This window comes from Vibrio sp. 2132-1 (assembly GCF_033344315.1).
On sequence record NZ_JAWPON010000017.1, the window covers coordinates 55,568 to 76,754 of the forward strand.

21 protein-coding genes are annotated in these 21,187 nt (G+C 43.6%); 10 read left to right on the forward strand and 11 right to left on the reverse strand.

Annotated features, from left to right (window positions below):
* Window positions 1-243 precede the first annotated feature (243 nt).
* Both cysK and cysZ read right to left on the reverse strand, forming a co-directional pair.
* The gene (cysK, locus tag R8N47_RS18270) at window positions 244-1,212 is read right to left on the reverse strand and encodes a cysteine synthase A (protein ID WP_005382045.1); all 969 of its coding nucleotides are present in this window, start codon (window positions 1,210-1,212) and stop codon (window positions 244-246) included.
* 164 nt (window positions 1,213-1,376) lie between these two features.
* On the reverse strand, window positions 1,377-2,120 hold the full coding sequence (gene cysZ, locus R8N47_RS18275) for a sulfate transporter CysZ (protein ID WP_025998633.1): 744 nt from the start codon (window positions 2,118-2,120) through the stop codon (window positions 1,377-1,379).
* A 251-nt stretch (window positions 2,121-2,371) separates the two neighbouring features.
* Between cysZ and zipA the strand changes: the two genes are divergently transcribed.
* The 3 genes from zipA to R8N47_RS18290 all read left to right on the forward strand — a co-directional run bounded on the left by zipA (window position 2,372) and on the right by R8N47_RS18290 (window position 7,351).
* Window positions 2,372-3,328: a cell division protein ZipA gene (zipA, locus tag R8N47_RS18280; RefSeq protein ID WP_042523140.1), complete on the forward strand. Its 957-nt coding sequence runs from the start codon at window positions 2,372-2,374 to the stop codon at window positions 3,326-3,328.
* Between the two features lie 90 nt (window positions 3,329-3,418).
* Window positions 3,419-5,431, forward strand: a complete 2,013-nt coding sequence (ligA, locus tag R8N47_RS18285) for an NAD-dependent DNA ligase LigA (RefSeq protein WP_064353698.1) — start codon at window positions 3,419-3,421, stop codon at window positions 5,429-5,431.
* A gap of 510 nt (window positions 5,432-5,941) precedes the next feature.
* Entirely contained in the window at window positions 5,942-7,351 is a 1,410-nt protein-coding gene (locus R8N47_RS18290; RefSeq protein ID WP_005382055.1) for a hypothetical protein, read from the forward strand.
* An 840-nt stretch (window positions 7,352-8,191) separates the two neighbouring features.
* Here the strand turns inward: R8N47_RS18290 and R8N47_RS18295 are convergent.
* The 5 genes from R8N47_RS18295 to R8N47_RS18315 all read right to left on the reverse strand — a co-directional run bounded on the left by R8N47_RS18295 (window position 8,192) and on the right by R8N47_RS18315 (window position 12,847).
* Window positions 8,192-8,653 carry an NfeD family protein gene (locus R8N47_RS18295; protein ID WP_017634826.1) on the reverse strand — a complete coding sequence of 154 codons (462 nt, stop codon included), beginning with the start codon at window positions 8,651-8,653 and terminating at the stop codon, window positions 8,192-8,194.
* 3 nt (window positions 8,654-8,656) lie between these two features.
* Window positions 8,657-9,574 carry an SPFH domain-containing protein gene (locus R8N47_RS18300; protein ID WP_005382060.1) on the reverse strand — a complete coding sequence of 306 codons (918 nt, stop codon included), beginning with the start codon at window positions 9,572-9,574 and terminating at the stop codon, window positions 8,657-8,659.
* Window positions 9,575-9,733: 159 nt separating this feature from the next.
* Window positions 9,734-10,588: a co-chaperone YbbN gene (locus R8N47_RS18305; protein ID WP_054578026.1), complete on the reverse strand. Its 855-nt coding sequence runs from the start codon at window positions 10,586-10,588 to the stop codon at window positions 9,734-9,736.
* A gap of 472 nt (window positions 10,589-11,060) precedes the next feature.
* Entirely contained in the window at window positions 11,061-11,888 is an 828-nt protein-coding gene (locus R8N47_RS18310; RefSeq protein WP_064353702.1) for an SDR family oxidoreductase, read from the reverse strand.
* 44 nt (window positions 11,889-11,932) lie between these two features.
* Window positions 11,933-12,847, reverse strand: a complete 915-nt coding sequence (locus R8N47_RS18315) for a TIGR01777 family oxidoreductase (RefSeq protein ID WP_005382076.1) — start codon at window positions 12,845-12,847, stop codon at window positions 11,933-11,935.
* Between the two features lie 254 nt (window positions 12,848-13,101).
* On the opposite strand from R8N47_RS18315, the gene R8N47_RS18320 reads away from it, so the two are divergent.
* The 6 genes from R8N47_RS18320 (at window position 13,102) to yfcE (ending at window position 16,348) form a co-directional block, all read left to right on the forward strand.
* Window positions 13,102-13,836 carry a DUF1538 domain-containing protein gene (locus R8N47_RS18320; protein WP_005382077.1) on the forward strand — a complete coding sequence of 245 codons (735 nt, stop codon included), beginning with the start codon at window positions 13,102-13,104 and terminating at the stop codon, window positions 13,834-13,836.
* Window positions 13,833-14,624 carry a DUF1538 domain-containing protein gene (locus tag R8N47_RS18325; protein ID WP_064353703.1) on the forward strand — a complete coding sequence of 264 codons (792 nt, stop codon included), beginning with the start codon at window positions 13,833-13,835 and terminating at the stop codon, window positions 14,622-14,624. The genes R8N47_RS18320 and R8N47_RS18325 overlap by 4 nt, the downstream gene beginning before the upstream one ends.
* Entirely contained in the window at window positions 14,614-14,964 is a 351-nt protein-coding gene (locus R8N47_RS18330; protein WP_054578025.1) for a P-II family nitrogen regulator, read from the forward strand. Before R8N47_RS18325 ends, R8N47_RS18330 begins: the two co-directional genes overlap by 11 nt.
* Window positions 14,961-15,368, forward strand: a complete 408-nt coding sequence (locus tag R8N47_RS18335; protein WP_005382085.1) for a CBS domain-containing protein — start codon at window positions 14,961-14,963, stop codon at window positions 15,366-15,368. Before R8N47_RS18330 ends, R8N47_RS18335 begins: the two co-directional genes overlap by 4 nt.
* Before the next feature lie 149 nt (window positions 15,369-15,517).
* Window positions 15,518-15,727, forward strand: coding sequence for a hypothetical protein (locus R8N47_RS18340; RefSeq protein ID WP_005382086.1), 210 nt, complete (start codon window positions 15,518-15,520; stop codon window positions 15,725-15,727).
* Between the two features lie 75 nt (window positions 15,728-15,802).
* Window positions 15,803-16,348 carry a phosphodiesterase gene (gene yfcE / locus R8N47_RS18345; protein WP_005389637.1) on the forward strand — a complete coding sequence of 182 codons (546 nt, stop codon included), beginning with the start codon at window positions 15,803-15,805 and terminating at the stop codon, window positions 16,346-16,348.
* A gap of 39 nt (window positions 16,349-16,387) precedes the next feature.
* Here yfcE and R8N47_RS18350 read toward each other — a convergent pair whose 3' ends face one another.
* The 4 genes from R8N47_RS18350 to R8N47_RS18365 are packed head-to-tail and all read right to left on the reverse strand — an operon-like array spanning window position 16,388 to window position 18,895.
* Window positions 16,388-16,666: a SelT/SelW/SelH family protein gene (locus R8N47_RS18350; protein ID WP_005382088.1), complete on the reverse strand. Its 279-nt coding sequence runs from the start codon at window positions 16,664-16,666 to the stop codon at window positions 16,388-16,390.
* Between the two features lie 21 nt (window positions 16,667-16,687).
* Window positions 16,688-17,443: a sulfite exporter TauE/SafE family protein gene (locus tag R8N47_RS18355; RefSeq protein WP_064353704.1), complete on the reverse strand. Its 756-nt coding sequence runs from the start codon at window positions 17,441-17,443 to the stop codon at window positions 16,688-16,690.
* Window positions 17,444-17,489: 46 nt separating this feature from the next.
* Window positions 17,490-18,005, reverse strand: a complete 516-nt coding sequence (gene toxS, locus R8N47_RS18360; protein WP_005382091.1) for a transmembrane regulator ToxS — start codon at window positions 18,003-18,005, stop codon at window positions 17,490-17,492.
* A gap of 11 nt (window positions 18,006-18,016) precedes the next feature.
* Entirely contained in the window at window positions 18,017-18,895 is an 879-nt protein-coding gene (locus R8N47_RS18365) for a transcriptional regulator (protein ID WP_064353705.1), read from the reverse strand.
* Window positions 18,896-19,166: 271 nt separating this feature from the next.
* Here R8N47_RS18365 and htpG point away from each other — a divergent pair, with 271 nt between their 5' ends.
* Window positions 19,167-21,071 carry a molecular chaperone HtpG gene (gene htpG, locus R8N47_RS18370; RefSeq protein WP_017819957.1) on the forward strand — a complete coding sequence of 635 codons (1,905 nt, stop codon included), beginning with the start codon at window positions 19,167-19,169 and terminating at the stop codon, window positions 21,069-21,071.
* Window positions 21,072-21,187: the final 116 nt, after the last annotated feature.

Consider the following 21,187-nt stretch of genomic DNA (forward strand, 5'->3'; position numbering starts at 1 on the left):
CTGCTTTACATCTTGTGCGCTAGCACGGGAAGAGTTCAAAGCGCGTCAGTTCTGATACTAGTCAAAAGTTTGGTAACTACGCAACTGTTTGCGTGCGTAATCACTTTGAAACCTTTTTGTGTTCTGCTTCTTTATTTTGAAGCTAGAAATAAAACACCCTGATATTACCAAAGGTAGGGCAGGGATCAACAAAAAAGCCCCTAAACGGGGCTTTTTTAAACTAAAAATTGATTTGAACACATATTATTGTTGGTTCTCTTTTTCGGTAAAGATACCTGCAAAGAGTGCTGTACTTAGGTAACGCTCACCGGAACTTGGCAAGACAGTTACAATTGTTTTTCCTTCAAATTCAGGTAGTTCCGCAAGTCGGTTCGCTGCAACAACCGCTGCGCCAGATGAGATACCAGCTAGGATACCTTCCTCTTCCATTAGGCGACGAGCCATCTCAATCGCTTCTTCTGAGGTAACTTGCTCAACACGGTCAATAATGTCTAAATCGAGGTTACCAGGGATGAAACCAGCACCGATACCTTGAATTTTGTGTGGGGCAGGCTGGATTTCTTCGCCAGCAAGTGCTTGTGCAATAACCGGAGACTCTGCTGGCTCAACTGCAACAGAAGTGATGGCTTTGCCTTTTTCACCTTTGATGTAACGGCTAGTACCTGTAATAGTACCGCCCGTACCAACACCAGCAACGAATACGTCGATTTCACCGTCTGTCGCTTCCCAAATCTCAGGGCCCGTAGTCTTTTCGTGGATTTCTGGGTTCGCTGGGTTGTCAAATTGTTGAAGAAGTAGGTACTTCTCAGGATTGCTTGCTACGATTTCTTCTGCTTTAGCAATCGCCCCTTTCATGCCTTTCGCCGCTTCAGTCAGCTCAAGGTTCGCCCCTAGTGCTTTTAGTAGCTTACGGCGTTCTAGGCTCATTGATTCAGGCATGGTCAATGTTAGCTTGTAACCGCGAGCAGCCGCTACGAATGCTAGAGCAACACCAGTGTTACCACTGGTAGGTTCTACAAGCTCTACACCTGGCTTAAGAAGGCCCGCTTTCTCTGCTTCCCAAATCATGTTTGCACCGATACGGCACTTAACACTGAAGCTAGGGTTACGCGCTTCAATTTTTGCGAGAACTTTGCCTTTACTTACTTTGTTTAGACGAACGAGAGGTGTATTACCAATAGTAAGAGAGTTATCTTCGTAGATTTTGCTCATAGTGATGTTCCTTCATTACACGTTGTGTGAATATGGATAGAAGAATATGCGGTATGAAAAAAAGGGAAAAGGATTAAAAAGTTATATCTTATTAGGTTGGCCCAGAACTTGATAAAAGAAAAGTGAAAAGCTGGCGCTGATCCCTTTCCTTAATCTCTAATCGACTATCGTTGGTGCTTAAACTCCGCGACCCACATAGCGGTTGCACCACATATTGCTACAGGCATGACAATGAGGTTCAAAATTGGGATCGTCGTAAATACAGACACCAATACCCCAAAGCCATAGGCCTTACCTTGCTTTTGTTTCAATTTGTAACGCATGTCGTTAAATGGGATTTTGTGGTTATCAAACGGGTAGTCACAATATTGAATCGCGAGCATCCAGGCGGTAAAGATAAACCATAAAAATGGTCCTACTGTTTGTCCAAGGGCAGGGATGAGCAATAACAGGAATAGGCCTATTGCTTTAGGTAAAATGTAAAGGAGCTTTCTCCACTCACGAGCTAAAACGCGAGGAACATCTTTCAGGACGGCAGTGAAACCATCATCATTTACTTTTTGTCCCGTTAAGTACTCTTCCACTTTTTCAGCCAAGAGGCCATTGAATGGCGCGGCGATAAAGTTCGCGAGCGTGCTGAAAAAATAGGAGAAGGTAGCGAGTATCGTCAGAGCGAGTAAAGGCCAAAGAATGTAAGTTAACCAGGATAAAAACTCAGGCAGCTGCCCAATCCAGCCTTCTATCCATATATTAAGGTTTGAAAATAGATAGAAGATGGCACCACCTACAAGCAAGATATTTGCAAGTAGAGGTAAGATGACAAAGCGCCTGATTTTAGGGGCAAGTGCCAATTGTATCCCGTATAGAAAATAACCGAACCCGGTTCTCTGCTGATTGTTTTGCTTCATGTCTATTTTGGCTTCGTGTAAATGAAAACTCATTGTACCTGTGAGGACTTTTCTTTCAATGCCCTGACAAATGACGTCTTGTTAAGTGGAATCGTGGCAAGAATCACAACAAAAAACGGAACTTCTTGCATTAAGTTGTTCTAAATCTACATATAGTTTTGGTAAAGTAAACGTATCATTCAGATTTATTGCACTTGGGTTGCTGCTCAAGGAACTGCGAGTAGTAAAAACAAGTATATTGAGAGTAAATAATGCAGGAATTGCGATTCGTACTCATTGTTGTTGGCGCATTAGCCATCGCGGCATTACTGTTTCATGGTTTATGGAGCAGTAAAAAAGAAGGCAAAGCAAAGTTTGGCAACAAGCCACTTGGTAAGCTGGATGTTGACCAAGAAGACAAAAATGATCTTGTTGAGAAAGAACGAGACTTCGCTCCCGCTCCTGAAGATGACTTTGAGATCATTCGCAAAGATCGCAAAGAACCAGATTTTGGGATGGCGAGCTCTTTCGACAACAAGTTTGAATCTGACCCGTTATTCGGTGGTCCATCTGAAGTCAAACAGACGCAGCAGGAGCCGGATGACATCCCTTCATTTGTTGCAGAAAAAGATAAAGAAGAGGACGTTGAGCCTGTTGTTCAAGCAACAGTAGCTGAAGAGCCATTTCAGCCTGCTGTGGAAGAAGACGTTATTCCCGCCGCGTTTGATATTACGGAGAAAGAACAGCAAGTCGAAACGGTTAGTGAGCCTGTCGTTGCAGAGCCTAAGGAAGAGCCAAAGCCAGAACCTGAAATGCAAGTGATTGTATTGAATGTGCACTGTGCTGGTGAAGAGCCATTTGTTGGTACTGCTTTGTTTGAAAGTATGCAACAAAACGGTCTAATTTATGGCGAGATGGATATTTTCCATCGTCATGTTGACTTGTCCGGTAACGGCAAAGTGCTGTTTAGCGTCGCTAATATGATGCACCCTGGTACGTTTGAGCATGCTGATCCTGCTGAGTTTACAACTAAGGGTATTTCATTCTTCATGACATTGCCTTGTTATGGCGAGGCTGAACAGAACTTCAACTTAATGCTCCGAACTGCGCAGCAAATTGCTGATGACTTAGGTGGTAACGTACTTGATGACCAGCGCAACTTAATGACGCCAGATCGTTTAGCATCTTATCGACGTCAAATAGTTGAGTTTAATGCCGCTAACGCATAATCTTAACAGCAAATAATAATAGGGCTCCGGATGGAGCCCTTTTTCTTGGATTTCCCAACCTCACCGATTGAAAATACACGGGGCTTTACTATGTCTGAATCAGTACTTCAGCGACTAGAAGAACTAAAAGAGTCGTTGCATTACCACGCTGTGCGTTACTACGTGGAAGATAACCCAGAGATCCCTGATGCCGAGTACGACCGTTTAATGCGAGAGTTACTGGATATTGAAGCTGAGAACCCTGACTTAATAACCGTAGACTCGCCAAGCCAACGTGTCGGTGGACAACCTCTTTCTGCGTTTAGCCAAGTGACACATGAAGTACCGATGCTTTCGCTTGATAACGCGTTTGATGATAGTGAACTTGATAGTTTCCACAAGCGCGCACAAGAGCGCGTGGGCAGCCAGAGTGTGAAAGAATACTGTTGTGAGCCTAAATTGGATGGACTCGCCGTAAGTTTGTTATATGAGAATGGCGTGTTAGTTCAGGCGGCCACTCGAGGCGATGGTACTACGGGTGAAAACATCACAGAGAATGTGCGTACGATTAAAGCCATTCCTTTAAAACTCAGGGGTAATGACTGGCCAAATCGTCTTGAAGTTCGTGGTGAAGTCTTTATGCCGAAAGCTGGGTTTGAAAAGCTCAATGAATTAGCAAGGAAGAAAGGCGAGAAAATCTTTGTTAATCCACGTAACGCTGCGGCAGGTAGCTTACGACAATTGGATTCACGTATTACGGCTTCTCGTCCGCTTAGCTTCTATGCATACAGTGTAGGCGTGGTGCAAGGCGCAGAATTGGCAGCAAGTCATTACGAACGCTTTTTGCAAATCAAATCTTGGGGGCTGCCAATGTGTCCGGAAACTAAGCGAGTTGAAAGCTTGGCGGATGTAAAAGCTTACTACCAAGATATATTGCAGCGTCGTGATGCCCTCCCTTATGAGATCGATGGTGTCGTTATTAAAATTGACGATATTGCCGTGCAAGAGCGTCTGGGGTTTGTTGCTCGCGCTCCACGTTGGGCGATTGCCTACAAATTCCCAGCTCAGGAAGAAATGACGACACTGAATGAAGTGGAGTTCCAAGTCGGTCGCACTGGTGCGATTACACCTGTTGCTAAACTAGAGCCTGTATTTGTTGGTGGGGTAACGGTAAGTAATGCGACGCTTCATAACGCAGATGAGATAGAACGTCTGCAAGTCAAGATTGGTGATCACGTTGTGATCCGCCGTGCTGGCGATGTTATTCCGCAAGTCGTTTCTGTCATCAAAGAGCGTCGACCAGAAACAGCTCGAGATATTGTTTTCCCAACTCAGTGTCCTGTTTGTGGTTCGCATGTTGAGCGGATCGAAGGAGAAGCGGTAACACGTTGTATGGGGGGCTTAGTTTGCCAAGCCCAACGCAAACAAGCGCTAAAACACTTTGTTTCTCGTAAAGCGTTAGACGTTGACGGTTTAGGCGATAAAGTGATCGAGCAGCTTGTTGACCGTGAGATGGTGAAAACTCCTGCTGACTTATTTAAGTTATCTGCGGGGGTTTTAACCGTACTAGATCGCATGGGGCCAAAGTCTGCGCAGAATATTGTGAATGCGTTAGAAAAATCCAAAGAAACGACTTTACCTCGGTTTTTGTATTCACTGGGGATCCGTGAAGTTGGCGAGGCAACCGCAGCAAACTTAGCAATGCACTTTAAAACGTTGGGAGCGATCCAAAATGCTACCGAAGAGCAGTTGATTGAAGTGCAAGACATCGGTGCTGTGGTTGCTCAACATATTACGACTTTCTTTAGTGAAGAACAGAACCAAGCGGTGGTTAAAGATTTGCTTGAACAAGGGATCCACTGGCCAGAGATTAATACTACTGAGCAGGTGGGGGAATTACCATTAGAAGGTAAAACAGTAGTATTAACGGGAACACTTTCTCAACTGGGGCGTACAGAAGCCAAAGAAGCCCTCCAAGCACTGGGGGCTAAAGTGACGGGTAGTGTTTCTAAGAAAACCGATATTTTGTTTGCTGGTGAAAATGCAGGTTCGAAGCTCGCAAAGGCACAAGAACTGGGTATCGAAATTAAAACAGAACAAGACTTACTCGAATTGATGAATTAAGTCTTCTCAAAAAAGCTAAAAAATAACTAAAAGCCCCGTATGGTAAGCATGCGGGGCTTTTTCTTGTTCATAATTAAGTGTTTTTTTATTGAGTAATTGATGCCTTTGTTCTTTTCAGTGATCAAGATCGAACCTTGGGTTATTGGTTTTTTTGGCTTTTTTAGTCTGCGAGTGACTTCAAGTTGATACTTTCAGGCTAAATTTAAATGTTTGATTTTAAATGATATTTTGTTGAGTTGTGTTGGTGTTGTTAAAAATAAGATCTGGATCAATAAGTTATATGGAACTTTGGAGTGGCTCATATTTTTTTAGAAAAAAAATAAGTTCCATTTGGATGTTTTTAGCTGCGAAGTTAGTCTTAATCACGTGGATACACGGTGTGTATGCAGGAACTAAAAAAAGCCAAATTAGAAATAATGAGGTTTGATCAGGAATTTACTTCTCTCCTTCGGCGGCCAACTAAAGGTGAGATAGAAAAATACAGCTATATCCATTTTTAGGAGTTTTTCCATGGACAAATTTTTTAAGGTTTCAGCGTTAACCGCAGCAATGTTTGGTGTTGTTGCTGTCGCTCCAGCTACAGCGTCTACTGAAAGTGCAGCAGGTGGCGAGTACGTAGAGAAAGTGAACGAATTTATGCAAGACTCAAGTCTGAATGCATTATTCATAGTTGATACTCGTTCACGAACTCGTACAACAGGTAAGCCCGGCGGTGAAAATGGTGACCGTTGGAGTCGTCTAAACTACTCTTCTTACAACGCAATTTTAGACTTCACTTCTGGCTACCACGATGGTTGGGTGGGCGCAGATGTTGCGGCTTACTACTCTGGCGATCTTTACAACGATAGTCTTTACAATTCAAACGAAGGCTACCTATGTAACGAAATCTCAACTTGTAACAACCTAGACTGGGGTGCAGGTGATGGTCAGCAGCTTAAAGTTTACAAAGCAGCGCTGAAATTCAAAGCAAACGAAAACTTTAATGCTCGTTTCGGTATGTTACAGGCTGGTGGTAACGGTACAATCGGTAACGTTTGGAGCTTTGTACCTGGTACTTACCGTGGTTTCGAACTAAACGCTAAACTTGGTGATTTCAACCTAAGCTACTTTGGCGCAGACCAATTTACAGCACCTTGGCTGCTTCACGAAGATGATTACGCACCAGCGCTTTGGTCTGACACTTCATGGAGCTACCTACACTCTCTAGGCCTAAACGGTAACCTAACTGACAGCTTGTTTATGCAACTTGGTTTGGGTCAAGCTACTGGCGTTCAATATGCAAATGGTGTTGACTGGGGTGCAGGTCAAGTAACTAGCTACCACAACGAGACTGATAACACATCTTACAAAGCGTATTTGAAGTACACAGTGAGCGATCGTACAACTCTAGCATTTGATTTCTACGGTGTTGATGACGATGTGAAATACGATGGTCTAGGTTTCCACACTGGTCTGTCTTTGAATCAATCTTTCGGCAAGCTAGCTTGGATGTCTGAGTTGCGCTACACAGACACAGATAACCGTGCGGACTTCGTTCCTCGTACTATTCATACATATGGTATGAACAATGGTACTTGGTCTCAGTGGTGGGACGCGCTGTCTGACTGGAACAAAGCGGGTGAGCTAGCATGGTACAACCGTCTATCTTACAACCAAGGTAACGGCTGGAACTACTACCTAGGCTTTGGTTACGGTACTGGCGCTGACTCTGCAGCAAGCGGAGCATCAGGTGACTGGGATTACGAAAGCGAATACGCAGTTAACGCAACAGTATCTTACTCACTACAAAGTGGCGCGCTTAAAGGTTCTACCATTCGTTTACACGGTACAATCCTAGAACGTGATGAGTACGCAGGTGCTGGCGATGCGGATGAAACAGACTTACGTCTACAAGTTCTTATCCCTTACAGCTTCCACTAATACTTAATTAGATAATAAAAGGAGCCGCTAGGCTCCTTTTCTATTTCACTTCTCGGCCGTCGTATATTTTGCAATATAACGGTGGCAACATATGTACATTACCGTTTGGCAACTCACACTTTATCTCTGGGCCTAACGTACGACCACCGGATGCACCATTAGCATGAGTGGTTAACGGAATTATGGCAAAAGATATTACTAATAGACCAGATAAAAATCTCATAATAATCACCTTAATATAAACTTTAAATATCTACGTGCTTGTATAAACCGTGACTACGCAGAAAGGCAAGGTTGAATAGGGCTATTATATCAAACTAAGCTCTTACTTCTTTACTATTCCCATTCCCCACCTCTAAATCGACACATTTCACTTGGAATATTCGTAACGTCGCCACTTGGCATCTTACATTCGACTATAGGTCCCAAATTAGTTGTACCGCCGTTTCCGTTGTTGTAGGCAAAGGAAGAAAAAGAAAAAATACCGCACAACATTAAAAAGAGAAGCTTATTCATAGTACATCCTCTTACTTACCAAATAAAAAGCACTCAACTTAAATGCTTATGCGTTAAGTATGTATCCGAGGATAAAAAGATCAAAAAATAATTCAATAAAGTTTTATTTTTTAAAATAAATTTAGATCGATAATTTACCTAGATATATTTCTATCTTATTGATTGTCGTGTGTTGAATAATTAAATAATAGGAAATGGTAGGTAGGGTATTAATAATATTACTAATACTTATTTTTTTCTCGATTTTAATTAAGGTAATGAAATGAAAGCAGTTGTTTAGATTAAAGTAATGGAGCATGATTTGCCCCATTACTTTGGCATAAATTAATTAGAATCAGGCTCAATGATTAAAATAATACCTTCAACATCGGTGATTCTTACGCGGGTACCGGCTGGAAGTGCTTGATCCGATTGTGCGGACCATGTGGTATCGGCTACCTTGATGCGATTGAGCCCGACGGAAAAGTCTTCTTCAAGGATAAGAGTACGCCCAATTAACTGCTTGTACTTTTGGTTCAGATCTCTTTCTTGGTCTTCTTGCTTGTCTTTAGACCATTGTCGTCGCCACCAAAGCCAGGTGGTGATTAAGCTGAAGCTTGCAAAGCAAAGCCATTGCAATTGCCAGCTCATTGGCAAAACGGTCATGAGTGCTCCAACGATAAGTGCAGACATCCCGAGCCAGAGAAAATACCCTGCGGTACCAAGTAGCTCAACTGCTAAAAGAGCAAAGCCAAACGCTAGCCAATGCCAGAAAGAGATACCTTCCAACAAACTAAAAAAGTCCATAAATTATTCTTTATCTTGCTGTTTAAACATTTCTGCTATCCCTGCAACCGAGCCCATTAGTCCGGTTGCTTCTAATGGAAGCATAATGATTTTACCATTTTCGGCTTGACCAATGCTCTTGATCGCTTCGGTATAACCCTGTGCAATGAAGTAATTGACGGCTTGCATGTCACCTTTTGCAATGGCTTCGGAAACCATGTAAGTCGCTTTTGCTTCTGCTTGCGCGGCACGCTCACGTGCTTCTGCATGGAGAATAGCAGACTGCTTTTCGCCTTCAGCTTTTAATATCTCTGATTGTTTATGACCTTCGGCCTTTAATATCTCAGCTTGGCGAACCCCTTCTGCTTCAAGAATTTCCGCACGCTTATTACGCTCGGCTTTCATTTGCGCATTCATTGCAGCGGTCAGATCGGCTGGTGGCTGGACATCTTTAATCTCAATTCGTGTGACTTTTACGCCCCAAGGGTTTGTTGCTTGGTCAACAATCGCCAACAGCTTAGAGTTGATCATGTCGCGTTGGCTCAGCATTTCGTCCAGTTCCATTGAACCTAAAACGGTACGAATGTTCGTAAGGGTCAAGTTTCTAATAGCGTGTTCTAAGTCGTTGACTTCATAAGCCGCTTTTGCAGCATCGATCACTTGAACAAATCCGACAGCGTCAATAACCACGTTAGCGTTATCTTTTGAAATGACCTCTTGCGCAGGAATATCGAGAACGCGCTCCATCATGTTTACTTTTTGACCAACTTTATCAACGAATGGAATGATCAAGTTTAAACCCGGCTTTAATGTGTGGGTGTAGCGTCCGAAGCGTTCAACTGTCCAGTTGTTTCCTTGCGGAACCGTTTTAATGGCTGAAGATAAGATAACGACAGCAAGAACGACGAAAATACCGATGGTGATCAGTGAATCAATTGGCATGAGTTATTCCCTTAAGTGCATAATGTTCGATCCATTTTTACCTATTTATAGACAATAGACAATTGAAGTTCTGAGACCTTTGAGAGGTTATTGGTTTTTTATATGACAAAGGCCGGAAATCCCGGCCTTTGTTGTCTTATTCTTAGAAGAATGCGGCGCTTAGTACAAAATTGAGTAAAGCTGGCGACGATATTTGCTTGCTAATGCGTTACCTTGACCTAGCGCACTGAGAATATCCATAAAAGTCTTCTTCACTTCACCGTCTTGGGCGCCCAAGTCTTTTTTAAGAATATTCCACAGCAGTTCCAACGCTTCTTCATCCCGACCAACTTGGTTGTATTGTACCGCCAATTCACAAGCGAGTTCGAAGTTTGCCATGTCTGCTGCGTATGCTTGTTCTAGTCGCTGTAACTCAGGGCTATCTGCAGCCTGCAAATGCAGCTCGAGCTTGGCTATTAGGCTCTTGTAGTAGTTATCTTGATACTCGAGAGGGATAGCGTTCAGTAGTTCTTGGGCAATATCAAATTGTTTGGTTTCTAGCAAACAATCAGCCATCGCGAGTTTCACATCACCACGCTCTTGCAGCTCTGGCGGCAAAGTGTGGATGATGCTCAAAGCCTGAGCATGCTCACCTTGCTGAAGAAGTTCACTGACTTGTTTTAATAGTTGTTCATCTGGGCTTGGCAAATGCTTTTGTAGCATGGTAGCAATGGCATCAATTGGCTGGGGGCCTCCCAGACCATCGACGGCTTGACCATTTATAAACAGCGCGATAGTTGGCAATACTTGCACGCCAAATTGAGACGCTAAAGCGGGCTGATCTTCACAATTTAGTAGAGCAAGCGTAAATGCACCGTTGTACTGTTGAGCAAGAGATTGCAACTCAGGGAGTATCTGTGCGCTTTCTGGCTGAGCGTTGGCCCAAAAGTGGATCAAAACGGGCGTGTTCATTGATCCTTCAAGCGTTTCGCGAAAGTTCTGTTCTGTTATCTCAACGATAAATGGGGATTGCATCAGAGTATCCTTGCCTTGTGTCTTGTCGTTGATATTAGATATGGAGTTGATTTAGGTGAAATTCAAGCGACATTCACCATCAATAATGAATCATTCTATTTTGAGAAAACGTGAGGTAATAGAGTGAGGTTATTGCTGCTCAGGTGTTAGATAAAAAGAAAACGCTGCCGAAGCAGCGCAATTCTAATGCTATTTGTTAGTGCGGTATCAAAATAGGATGAACATGGTCAACACTACACCCACACTAAGCCAGTTAAGCTGATTTAATGTCATTGTTGCCTCGCAGTAGTATAAACATTGCTACAAAACGTAATGGGTGGCGATACCAAATCTAAGCAACTCAATCACTTTGGGCGAAAGAATCCCCGCTGAATTGCGTAGAAATTGATTCGTTTAGTTGAGGTTTTTTTAACCTACATGTTCATAATGACATCACATTGTTACGGTGAAATTACATTTCGACAAAACTTTTTTATGCAGCCTGTCGCAAAATTTTATCAAGTACACGGGTTGGTAATAGTCTTTTCAAGACTGCGAATAATTTAGTCGGTGTAGTAATTCGATAACGAATTTTCGGTGAAACGCTAGTTAATGCATGAAGAACTGGTGCGATGCAAGACTCTGCAGGCAAAACAAATCGATTATTAGACTTGTCGTTGTTGAGTCGCTCTCTTTGTCCTTCATAAGCATGACGATGGGGGCTAGATTCAATATCAACCCACTTCTCAAAGGCTCGTAATGCATTGTTTCTAAATTGAGTTTCGATCGGTCCTGGTTCTATCAATGCCACTTTGATATTCGTATCCGCAAGCTCTAGCCTGAGCGTATCTGTCCAGCCTTCTAAGGCAAATTTTGATGAATTATAGGCGCCACGGTATTTCATTGCGGCAAAACCAAGAACAGAGCTGTTTTGTATGATGCGTCCTTCGCCTTGCTGGCGCATATGAGGAAGCACCTCTCTGACCAACTGGTGCCAACCAAAAAAGTTGGTCTGAAATTGATCTTGAAGAGCCTCGGTGGGTAAGTCTTCCAGTGCTCCGGGCTGACCATAGGCACCATTATTGAACACTGCGTAAAGCTTACCTTCTGCTAACTCTAGCGCTTGCTTCACGCCCGAAGAAATGCTTTCTGGGCTATTTAGGTCTAGATTGATGCAGGTTAGCCCTTCATTAATTAGGCGCTGGACATCTTGTTCTTTCCTACAAGATGCAATGACATTAAATCCCTTGTTTTGTAAGGCGTGAGCGCACACGTAACCGATGCCGGTTGAACAACCCGTAATAAGAATCGACTTTTTCATAATTTAATTTAAGACTCAGAAACCTTGATTAGAGCCATCATTCATCAGCTCCGGTCATGAAGCAAGTGCTTGAGTGCTGGCTCTATTCTGGAGTAGCTAAATTTAAAGCCCAGTTCGGTGAGTTTTTTGGGTTTGGCTCTCATGCTATCAAACAATAAGCAGGAAGATTCTCCCATTAGGAGTTCCATCGCCCATTTAGGCGTGAACAAGATATGCGGACGTTTTAGCGTTTTAGCTAGTGTGCCGCTGAATATACGATTAGTCACAGGATGGGGGGCGCACATATTGAATGCACCGTGGGCATGTGGTGTTTCAAGCAAGTACATGATGGCGCGGACCATATCTAGGATGTGAATCCAAGGCATGTACTGATTACCGTTCCCAAGTGGGCCGCCTACGCCAAGCTTGTAAGGTAATAGCATTTTTGCCAACGCACCACCATTAAGGCCGAGTACCACGCCAGTTCTCAGTAGACAAACCCGTGTTTGTTCCGACTCTGCGCGCTTGGCTATTTGCTCCCACTTTGCACAAACCTCGTGAGGAAAGTCGTCGCTATTAACATGTAAGCACTCATCAAACGGATGATCTTGTTGATCACCATAGTAGCCAACTGCCGAGCCACTAATAAAAACAGAGGGAGGTTCGGTACTTGCGTGGATCAGCTCAACAATTTGCTCGGTAATTTTCCAACGACTTTTGCAGATTTTTTCTTTTTGCTCGCTGGTCCACCTTTTATCCGCAATAGGCTCACCTGCAAGATTAATGACGGCATCAACGTGATTGAGATCGGCGAACGATTCGAGCGAGTCAAGGTATTCGATATTACCCAGATCAGCATGCTGTAGGCGTTGTTTTGCTCGCTCTGGAGAGCGTGTAAGTAGCATAACTTGGTGAGTTGATAGCAGCTTGAGCAACTCCGAGCCAATAAACCCAGTGCCACCTGTGAGTAATATCTTCATGTTATCTCTTTGAATGTACACGTATTAGAACATTATAGTCGTTTTGTGCTTAGCTTGATCATCTCAACACCATTATTTCTGGGATAGTGACAAGCTGGCAGAGATACTATTAACTTCACATATTAGAAAATATGTAACTAAATGTTATAGATGGCGCTAGTGCATTCACGGTAGAAGAGTGAAATCTATGCCAGACTAGAAGTTATCGCTCATTGGAATGGCGTAATCAGTTTGCACAATCAAGGAGGATAGGCATGGAAGCATTTGTTGCGCTTTTTCGAGCGCTCCTCAATAGTGCTCGTGACTTATTACCCATCATCATTGTTATCACTTTTTTCCAATTAGTCGTTTTGCAAGAGCCGCTGCCCAACCTGGTCTCCATTCTTTTTGGCTTGTTGCTTGTCGTTTTAGGATTAACCTTTTTTATCTTTGGCCTAGAACTTGGTCTTTTTCCTATCGGAGAGAGTATGGCTCAAGCCTTTGCAAAAAAAGGCAGCGTGTTTTGGTTATTAGTCTTTGCGTTTTGTTTGGGGTTTGGCACCACGATAGCTGAACCTGCATTGACCGCGGTAGCGGAAGAAGCCTCAGAAGTTGCGGCAGAGGGCGGAATGATCGCTAACTCAGAGCAGTCCATGCAGGATTACGGAGAAGGACTTCGAGTAACAGTAGCTCTCTCTGTGGGGATAGCCATCGTTATCGGCGTTTTGCGTATCTTAAAAGGGTGGCCGATTCATTACATGATAATTGGTGGCTATGTAGGCGTTGTAATACTGACGTGGTTTGCACCTGAAGCCATTATTGGCGTCGCTTACGATTCAGGAGGTGTAACAACGTCCACCATAACAGTACCTTTGGTCACTGCACTGGGCGTCGGTTTAGCGTCTTCTATTAAAGGGCGCAACCCTATGGTGGATGGCTTTGGTTTAATCGCTTTTGCCTCGCTGTTACCGATGATGTTTGTGATGGTTTACGGAATGGTCGTAACATGATTTCAATTGATCATTTCCTAGACACTTTATTATCGACCGTTCGAGACGTCGTTCCCATCGCCAGCATTATTTTTGGTTTTCAGTTAGCGGTGTTAAGGCGTCCTGTTAGCAACCTTAAGAAAGTTTTGCTTGGGTTCGTTTATGTGATTCTCGGGCTAGCTCTTTTTTTACTTGGATTAGAAATGGCGTTGTTTCCACTTGGGGAGACGATGGCTGTGCAATTAACGGAGCCGGAGTTTTTACAAGAGTTCAAAGTATCTGTAGGGAAAGCCTTAATGTGGGTCGACTACTATTGGGTTTACACCTTCGCCTTTTTTATAGGCTTTAGTACCACGATTGCAGAGCCTTCTTTAATCGCTGTAGCGATAAAAGCAAACCAAGTCTCTGGAGGCAGTATCAGTATTAACGGCTTGCGCGTAGCCGTTGCGTTTGGGGTGGCAATTGGTATTGCATTAGGGAGTTACCGGATTGTCGTGGGCGATCCCATTCATTATTACATCATCGCGGGTTACATCGTCGTTGTGATTCAAACGTTTTACGCTCCTAAGCTTATTGTTCCACTCGCCTACGATTCTGGAGGCGTAACAACTTCTACCGTCACTGTCCCACTTGTAACTGCATTAGGGTTAGGGCTTGCTTCGACCGTCCCTGGAAGAAACCCAATGATTGATGGCTTTGGCTTGATCGCGTTTGCCAGTCTATTTCCTATGATCTCTGTGATGGGCTATGCGCAAATAACCCAGTGGCTGAATAAAAACGTCTCGGAGGAAGAAGAAAATGCGCTTTAAATTGATACTTGCGTTTGTTGAAGACAGCAAAACAGACAAGGTGTTGGACGCTGCACGCGATGCTGGTGCGACCGGTGCAACAGTGATTAACAATGCTCGCGGGCAAGGTTTAAATCAAAAGCGAACGTTTTTTGGTTTAACGCTAGAAGTGCAAAAAGATGTGCTGCTGTTTGTGGTCGAGGAACATCTATCTCGACACATATTAGAGACCATTAATGAGGTTGGTGAATTTGACAGAGAGTCGGGACAGGGGATTGCTGTTCAGATCGATATTGAAGATGCAGTCGGTGTCGCGCATCAAGTCGAGACATTGACCAAAGTAGTCGAGGATGAATTATGAGTGATCAAACGATAATTAGAGTTCGAGATGTTATGGCGGCAACGTATGTAATGGTTGATGGACTGATGACCGTATACGAAGGCATAACGCTAGCGAAAAAATACCAAGTCAAAGCGCTGGTGGTGAAAAAGCGAGATGATAATGATGAATATGGCATCGTGTTGATGAATGATATCGCCAAAAAGGTGCTGGCGAATAATCGTTCTCCTCAGCGCACAAATATTTATGAAATCATGACCAAGCCCGCTTTGTGTGTCGAACCAGATATGAACGTAAAATATTGTGCCCGTTTGTTTGAGCGATTTGGCATAAGCAGAGCGCCGGTCATTGAAAGTGGCGAGGTCATTGGGATGGTGAGTTATAACAATATTGTCATCAATGGTATGGTGCGAGAAGAAGTGTAATAGGTTGATATAAATGAAAAATCAACGAATTTTTTCTCAAGTCAGCGACTGTTACAAAGAACTAAAATATTTAATATATGTTAGGTTGCATATGTGTTAATTCACCATTATTCTTTGCGCCCTAAGCCTAATGTCGAGGAATCTGTATCATGCCTTTAGTCTCTTGCCCCGTGTGTGAGAAACAAATCTCAAAACGCGCTCATGCATGTCCAGGATGCGGAGAGCCCGATCCGCTGCACCATCTAGCCAAATCAAAATTTATGTCGATGGTGTTTTGGATACTGGTGTTGGTTGGAACAGCGTATGCAGCATGGTTCTATGTTTTGCCTATGGTCATTGAATCATTGCGCTATCAGTAGTATTCAAACCGTCGTAGGTTGAGCTGCTAAAAAAATGCCGTAGAATGACCTCATACTTTTTGAGGAGACGATGTCGTGAAACTATTTTTTGCCTCAGACCTGCATGGCTCTTTGCCAGCAACTAAAGAAACCATTGATCTATTTTTGGCTTCTGGTGCGCACCACCTGATTTTGCTAGGAGATACGCTAAACCATGGGCCGCGAAACCCTATTCCGGAAGGCTACAACCCTCCACAGGTAGCAGACTTATTGAACCAATACAGTGATCAAATTATTTCTGTACGTGGCAACTGTGATAGTGAAGTAGACCAAATGCTATTGAAGTTTCCAATGATGATGGATTACTCATGGGTGCTACTTGAATCTGGCAAGAGAATCTTTTTGACTCATGGTCACTTGTACAACTCTGAAAAACGGCCGCCACTGCGTGAAGGTGATATCATCGCCCACGGTCATACACATGTTCCCGTCGCAGAGATGCAAGACGGAGCCATTATATTCAACCCAGGCTCGATGACATTCCCACGTAATGGCTTACCGAGAAGCTTTGGTACTCTAGAAGACAATAAGCTAACGGTAAAAACGCCAGAAGGCGAAGTATTAGCACAAACCATGATTTAACGGTTTTACTAAGTAAAAAAATAGGGAGCGAATTGCTCCCTATTTTGTGTCTGAATGTCCTAAATCGCGTTCTGGGTCGATAATGTCTCTAACGCGCTGTTTTAGCACCTTGGCTTCAGGAAAGCCGCTGTCTTTTTTCCGTTCCCAAATTTGTTGGCCATTACAGAAAATTTCGAAGCGACCACCTGTGTCTGGGTGTAAGCTGATTGTTTCTATTTCTTCGCTAAAAGTATGCAGTAATTCTTGCGATAGCCAAGTTGAACGCAACATCCAGTTGCACTGGCGGCAGTAATAAATATCAATGATTGCTTTATCCATGAAACTTTCCTTTTAATCTTTTTAAACCAGCAACTTGATGCCCACGGCAAACGTGAGAATTTCGAATGCAACTTTAATCACTCTGTTACTGTATCGAGTCGCGGCCCATGCGCCTAAACTGCCGCCTAGAAATGAGCTTAACAATAAAACAGGCAGCCAAGCCCAGTGAATAGGGGTCCCTGCCTGTGCGACGGCAATGCCTCCAATGCCATTCCAAAACAGGCCGACACAAATCATGGTGTAAGCAACGGCTTGTTTGTAGTCGTAACCAAACCAGCGCACCAAAAATAGTGTCACGAGCAAACCAGAACCTGCGGTAAGAGATCCGTTAATGATGCCGATAAACAGTAAGCCAATTCCACCAATAACCCAACCAATAGGATGATGGTTGCGTATTACTTCAGCTTGGCCTAGCGATGTCTTAAATCGCGAGTAGATACCTAGCGCTAGGATCATCGTACCGAGCATCTTTTCCGCGATACCATCAGGGATCTGTACAATTAAGTTAGCCCCTAAAATCACGCCAATACTACCGGACAAGATAAGGTAGAGCGCGATTTTCCATTTAATAGTGCCTGATCTTAAATGCGTGCTTGCTGCGCCTAAGCCTAAAGCGACCGAAGCCACTTTATGTGTGCCTAGCGCAACGGAGAACGGTAAGCCGAGAAAGATGAGTAAAGGGAATTGAAGCAAGCCTGCTCCGCCACCGGAAAGTGAAGCCAGCGTGTTGGCGATTAGTGAACCGAAAAAAAGGGTAAGGGTATCTAGCCAATCCATAAGCAAAACAAAGGGGGCGTCTTGCCCCCTTATCATCCAATCAAAATTAGTTTTTAAACAGTACCGAAGAACCGTGGTTCAAGCTAGTGAGCAATAGTGTTTTTTCGTTCACGACGTCAATACGACGACTTTGCTCCGCATCTAGCTTAAAAATTTGAGTAATCAAACGTAGCTGTGCTTCGGAAAAGTCTTTTGATTGAGAAGATGAAATATCTTTAAACTCCGAAGGCGAGACCAACAAATAGTTGTCACTTACTTCCCAGCGGCCTTTTTCCGAGATATTTATCGTTGATTCTGCGGTTGAACCTTGAGCGAATAGTTTGATATTTGCTACGCGAATATAGTCACCATTAGGGAGATATTTCACGTTTGATTCAACATTAACTCGGCGTAGTGGGCCGACAGTATCGTCAGGCAAGCTGTCTGTAATGACTGTCACCATGGTCGACTGCCATTCGTTTGCTGTGAGGAGCTGCTCCACTTTTAGGTCACTTCCCCAATACAACCAACTACTGAAAAGAACGGATACGGCCAAAACCGCAGATGCTAATTTAATCTTCATATTGGCCTCCTTTATTTGCAGATGTCTGTTGGATCGTTTTGACCTGCGAAAATACGCAGTGTTACGTTCTCGTAAGAGTGGTTACTGTCATGAATGTAGTTCAGAATCAGCTGGTTATTTTGTCCACCAGTGGCAATCACTTCCACTGGCAACGAGTCTTCTGCATGGTGCTTCACGTAGCGCTCAATGCATTGCTCTATTGAAGGCAACCAGTTGTTGATTTGAGGGTGATTTACAGGTGTCATCACCGGTACACTTTGATACTCACCAATCTGACGGAATTGGGATTCCGCAGGGTTCGTGAATAACAATACGCAAACAGGAAGCAGCAGAGACAAAAAGATAATGACACGCGGTAGCCAGTTAATCGTGTTAGATGCTGGCTTCGGCTGAGTTTTAGTCGGCTCTACTTGAGGCTCAATATCAGCAGTAGTATCGGTCACTATCTCTGTTGGTGGTGTATCGCTCGCTTCTAACTCCACTGCTGGCGCTTCGTGTTCAGAAGCGGTTTCTTCAACGTCAGTGTTAGAGTCAGTAGAAAATGGGCTCAAGCGTTCCACTGAACAAATGAGTTGGTAGCCACGTTTAGGTACCGTTTTAACAAACTCTGGAGATTTTGTTGAATCCTTCAACATCTTACGCAGAGTAGAAATCGCTTGAGTCAGGCTTGAGTCATCCACCTCAAAACCTTGCTCACGCCAAACAAACTCGTGAAGCTCGTTACGGGTTAAAACTTCGTTTGGTCTCTCTGCCAACATCAGAAGTATACGGCTTTCGTTGCTTCCTAATCGTACAACGTCGTTGCCGTTTTGTTGGTCAGCGAGCGAATTACTATTTGGATCAAAGGTGAACCTTTGAGCAAGTAGAAATTTGGTGCCAATGTTAGTCATTTAGTTCTTCTTAGATGGATGATGTTGTAATTATGGTGATTTATGTCACAAAATTACCGGGGCGCTTGGAGTGCGCACGACATTTTAGATGCTTTTAGACGGGTAGGATAATTAAAATTTTCTAAAAAAACACCGTTTTTAGCAATATTGACCTTGAATTTACATTTGTCAGCCACATGTTAAATGACATCTCGGTAAGGTGATTTCAAGGGGAAAGTCACAAACTTGTCCCTATGAAAAAGCCAATTAGTTTAGATGTTATGGAGCACACATGAGCGAAACCGTATCTCAAAATAAAGAAACTCGTGGTTTTCAATCAGAAGTAAAACAACTACTGCATTTAATGATCCATTCTCTTTATTCAAATAAAGAGATCTTTTTGCGCGAGCTGATCTCTAACGCATCAGATGCATCAGACAAACTGCGCTTTCAGGCGTTATCTAACCCAGATCTATACGAAGGTAATGCAGACCTTTGCGTGAAACTGTCGTTTGATGAAAGCGCAAATACCTTAACCATTTCTGATAACGGTATCGGTATGAGCCGTGATGATGTGATTGAGCACTTAGGAACAATCGCAAAATCTGGTACAGCTGAGTTTTTCTCAAAGCTATCTGAAGAGCAGAGCAAAGACTCTCAGCTTATTGGTCAGTTTGGTGTTGGTTTCTACTCGGCATTTATCGTTGCTGACGCCGTTACCGTGCGCACTCGCGCTGCGGGTCTAGCCGCTGATGAAGCGGTACAATGGCACTCAGCGGGTGAAGGTGAGTACACCATCGAAAACATTACCAAAGAGTCACGTGGTACCGACATCATTCTTCATATGCGTGAAGAGGGTAAAGAGTTTTTGAATGAGTGGCGTCTACGTGACGTTATCAGTAAGTACTCTGATCACATCGGCATTCCTGTTTCAATCCAAACTGTCGTTCGTGATGACGAAGGCAAGGAAACAGATGAGAAAAAGTGGGAGCAAATCAACAAAGCCCAAGCACTGTGGACGCGTAACAAATCTGATATTTCAGAAGAAGAGTATCAAGAGTTCTACAAGCACGTATCACATGACTTTGCCGATCCATTGGTCTGGAGTCATAACCGTGTAGAAGGTAAAAACGACTACACGAGCTTACTATACATCCCATCGAAAGCACCTTGGGATATGATGAACCGCGACCACAAATCAGGCTTAAAACTTTACGTACAGCGCGTATTCATTATGGACGATGCAGAGCAATTTATGCCGTCATACTTACGCTTCGTACGTGGTTTAATAGACTCAAACGATTTACCGCTAAACGTATCGCGTGAGATCTTACAAGACAATAAAGTGACTCAGTCTCTACGTAATGCTTGTACTAAGCGCGTGCTAACGATGCTCGAGCGTATGGCCAAGAATGACGAAGAGAAATACCAATCATTCTGGAAAGAGTTTGGTCTTGTGATGAAAGAGGGCCCTGCGGAGGACTTTGCAAACAAAGAGAAAGTTGCAGGTTTATTGCGCTTTGCTTCAACTGAAGTGGACTCTTCTGAGCAAACTGTGGGCTTGGCGTCTTACGTTGAGCGCATGAAAGAAGGTCAAGATAAGATCTACTACTTGACGGCAGACAGCTATGCAGCTGCGAAAAACAGCCCTCACTTAGAACAGTTCAAAGCGAAAGGCATTGAAGTTATCTTGATGTACGACCGCATTGATGAGTGGCTGATGAACTACTTAACTGAGTTTGATGGTAAACAGTTCCAGTCAATCACTAAGGCTGGGCTTGATCTAAGTCAGTTTGAAGATGAAGCAGAAAAAGAGAAGCAAAAAGAAACCGAAGAAGAGTTCAAGTCGGTTGTAGAGCGCACGAAGTCTTACCTAGGCGATCGTGTGAAAGAAGTTCGTACGACCTTCAAACTCGCATCTACGCCTGCTGTTGTGGTAACGGACGATTACGAAATGGGCACTCAAATGGCGAAGCTTCTTGCGGCAGCTGGTCAAGCTGTGCCGGAAGTGAAATACATCTTTGAGCTAAACCCTGAGCACGAATTGGTTAAGCGTATGGCTGACGAAGCCGATGAAGAAGCGTTTGGTCGCTGGGTTGAAGTTCTGCTTGGTCAGGCAATGCTAGCGGAGCGAGGCTCTATTGAGGATCCAACAGAGTTCTTAGGAGCCGTTAATCAACTTTTGACTAAGGTGTAATAACCTCTGCAAATCAAAAAGCTCGCATTTCGCGAGCTTTTTGTTTGTTGTCGCAAAATTTTGCATCTCAAGTGCTGAGTTAATAATCAATAGGGCGTGAAAGAGGGTACTGTTAA